This is a genomic window from Coleofasciculus sp. FACHB-712, from assembly GCF_014695635.1.
In the GTDB taxonomy this organism is placed as follows: domain Bacteria; phylum Cyanobacteriota; class Cyanobacteriia; order Cyanobacteriales; family FACHB-T130; genus FACHB-T130.
The window spans coordinates 1-3,651 of the sequence record NZ_JACJOQ010000089.1; the positions used below are offsets into that span (position 1 = coordinate 1).

Genomic DNA, 3,651 nt, shown 5'->3' on the forward strand with positions numbered 1-3,651 from the left:
GGTGCCTGAAGCACCTCACCGGGCCAGTTCACGAGCAGCGGTTGATTCATCGGTGGGAGTTTTACCGGCTCTTTCACCAGTGAATAAACCTGGGAAGCCGCGATGCTTAAAAGAGGCACGCCTTCAAGTTGCGGTACAACTTGGCGAGTTAAACCATCGCTATCCTTGTGGTTGGCAATATGTCCGATTGCGATCGCGCTTTTACTCAATTCTGGAGTCGGACGCAAAGGGGTAGTTGTCCGATCCCACCCCTGCGCCAACACCACCTGACCCACTTTTTCCATCGCCGCCGCCATCTGTGCATCTTCCGGACTACTTTCGGGCATCAGCACGTCCAATACCACCACACTAGGCTCTGCTGCGGACAGTTGATTCAGCAACTGGGTGTATTGCTTGCGAGGCCAAGGAAAGCGACCCAGTTCCTTTAAACTGGCATCATCAATGTCAATCAACACCACCCGTTCATCCCAAGGCATCGTTCCCCGGAGGCGGAATAAACCCCGATAAGCAAGCTGTTCCAGTGGTTGCCAAATCCCTAGCACCAAACCACTTGCAACGATTAAAGAAGGAAAAAAGAAAAAAGCAAAATTAGCAATAAAGGATTTTTTTTCTTTTTCTTCTACTTTTAAACTTTGAATTTTGGACTTTTCAGGGAATTGCCAGTTCATACATCTGCTGTTTTCCCAAAGGAGTCGCAACAGCGTTGATGCGACCGTTTATAACAATTTTGCTGAATGCTGCTAGGTTTAATTTTTTCCAACTCTCAATTTGGTAGAGACGCGAACTGACTCTTTCAGCGCTAGGCTAACGCCTCGCTGTTTTCATGCCCAAAGGGCTATACGCGATCGCCTTTAGTTCCCTTGCGAATTCAACCTCAATCCGAAATCTACCATCCAAAATTTTCTAAAAGGTTTTGTTAAATGGATACCCAAATTTGTAATTGCGCTCAACTGCAACAGCAGCATCTCAATTATAAAAATTGATTGGGAACCATCTCTATCCCCCCACCCCCCTCCGCTGGAGAAAGGAAGACCGGGAATCATTTCCTTTCACCGGGCACTTGAGTGCATCGTTTGGTCAAACACCTCATACCGTCCCTTTCCTAGCGCTTTGGCACGATACAAGGCTGTATCGGCATCGCGCAGGAGGTCTTCAGGTCGATCGTAGCCGCTGCTGAGAACAATGCCAATACTTGCGGCAGTAAAAACTTCGTGTCCGTCGAGATAGAAAGGCGGTATCAGTTCTCGGTTGATTCGTTCGGCGATGCTGGTGGCGTGACTCAGGTCGTCAATAGCTTCCAAAAGCAGGGTAAATTCATCTCCCCCCAAACGAGCGACGATGTCTTCAGCACGCACGCAGGTTTCGAGACGGCGAGCGACGCAGCGAAGCAGCCGCTCCGCTAACGCCACCAATAATTTATCCCCAACCAGATGCCCCAAACTGTCGTTCACTTTTTTGAAGCCATCCAAATCTACAAACAGCAGCGCAAACTGAAAATCTTGACACTGTTTGGCTCGCTCCACCGCTTGACTGAGGCGCTCCATGAACAAAGCTCGGTTGGGCAAGCCCGTCAAGATATCATAAAACGCCCGTTCCCGCAGATGCTCCTTTGCCCGTTTGCGCTCGGTAATATCTTCCACCGTGCCTTCGTAGTAAAGCAGCTTACCTTCACAATCGCGCACCGCACGGGCATTTTCCGAAATCCAAATGATGCTGCCATCTTGGCGGGAAACCGCGGACTCAAACTCTGAAACGGCATCGTGTTCTTGCAACAGGCGCGTAAACTCAGCACGCCGGTTCGGGTCAACGTATAGTTGCTGCTTAATATCCGTCAGACGTGCCATCAGTTCTGTCGGAGACTCATATCCATAGATGCGTGCGAGAGCGGGATTGGCACTAATATACTGTCCGTCGGGCGTTGTCTGGAAAATCCCTTCAATTGCATTCTCAAAGATACTGCGATACTTTGCTTCTGCTTGTTGCAGAGCCTCTTCTGTCCGCTTGCGCTCGGTAATATCGGTGATGAAGCCTTCAAGTCCCAGGACTTTACCAGTGTTGTCACAAACCGCCGCGCCTTTTTCCCAAACCCATTTTTCCACACCTGATTTGGTCAGAATACGATATTCCACAACATAGGGTTTTAGAAGCGTGATGCCCGTAGCGATCGCCTCTAAAACCTTGGGTAAATCCTCAGGATGAGTAATGGAATCATAAGACACCGCGCGATCGCCAATCAATTCTTCACTGTGATACCCAGTCAGCTTAAAGCAACCTTCACTAATGTAAGTCATCGACCACGCTGGGTCATTTCCACAAGAAAACACAATCCCTGGCAAGGAGTCAATCAAACTTGCCAGACGGCGCTGGCTTTCCCTCAGGGCAGCTTCCGCTTGTTTTTGCTGCATCACGGTTCCTAGATGCGCTGCCACTGCTGACACCAGCTCAACCAGTCGCTTGTCCTTAGGGCGAGATTCAAACAGGAAGAAAGTGAGAATTGCCACTACCCTATCTTTAGAGAGAATCGGCACGGCAAATCCCGCTTTGAGTCCACAATTTCTGGCGAACTGAGTCCGGATAAAAAATGGGGGCGGCTCAATCGAAGCATCAGGAATCCACTCTGGCTGCTTGGATAACCAAACTCGTCCCGGTAGCCCAATTCCCGGTGAAAACTTCAACATTTCGCTCTGCCGCCGGAACTCGCTCAGGGTTAGGGGCAGTTCTGATGGCAGGTTAGTCGGTTGAAGTTGATTTAAACCTTTCATCAACCTTTCAACCTCTAACGCTTGTAAACTTTCAACCTGTAGCTCTAAAGTGCTGCTGTACCATGCGGGAGTGCATTCTAAAACAGTACCGTCTGAGCTGGGTATCCAAGCTTCACCAAAATTCCAGCCGGTCGTTTCACACACTTGACGTAGCGCGACTGAAAGTGCCGTATGAAAATCAGGCGCAGCACTAATTGCCTGGGTTAGGATTTGCAACAGTTTAATTTCTTCTTCAGCCCGCTGGCGCTCAGATACGTCAATAGACGTATTCGCAAAGGGGTGTAGAGTGTTAGCGGGGCGGGGGTCTAAATCCCGATTAGGGATTGAAATCATGATCAAGCCCTCCAGCGCCAGCAGTTCTCCCGATTGGGAGAAAACTCCACAACCCTGTTCCCAAACTAATTTCTCTTCTCCCGCCGCTGTGATGATGCGGTAGACAAGCTGGAAGGGTCTATATTCTTGCACGGCGGCTTGTATGGCGTTCCACACCTGCTCTCGGTCGTCGGGATGAATCAGTTGGGCATAGCAGATTTCTCGGTTGCCAATGAGTTCAAACGGAGAGTAACCAGTGAGCTGATAGCAGTCCTCGCTGACCGCTTCCATTGTCCAGCTCTGGTCGTTGCGGCAACGATAGGCCATGCCAGGTAAGTTACTCATCAGGGTTGAAAGGGGACGAACTCTGGATAGGGATTGTCCCGTTGAAACAGGGCACTCTTGTAATGCATCTTCTGTCTGCAACGTATAAGTCATTTCAAACGGTGTTCCCAGTCCCCTGATGTTTTCCTTGAGATCAACGAGATCAACTGGTTCTAACCGCTCCACTCTCGGCGTCTCCTACAGAAATAATGTAAAGCTGGGAGAAAGCTCGTCAGCTGCGGCGAGGCAGCGA

The 3,651-nt window shown here is 49.8% G+C and carries 2 protein-coding genes; both read right to left on the reverse strand.

From position 1 onward, the window contains the following. A partial coding sequence (locus H6F50_RS02200) for a CHASE2 domain-containing protein (RefSeq protein ID WP_190425834.1) occupies nt 1-668 on the reverse strand: 668 nt, incomplete at its 3' end. 381 nt (nt 669-1,049) lie between these two features. Beyond that, entirely contained in the window at nt 1,050-3,584 is a 2,535-nt protein-coding gene (locus H6F50_RS02205) for a PAS domain-containing protein (RefSeq protein WP_190425846.1), read from the reverse strand. Nucleotides 3,585-3,651: the final 67 nt, after the last annotated feature.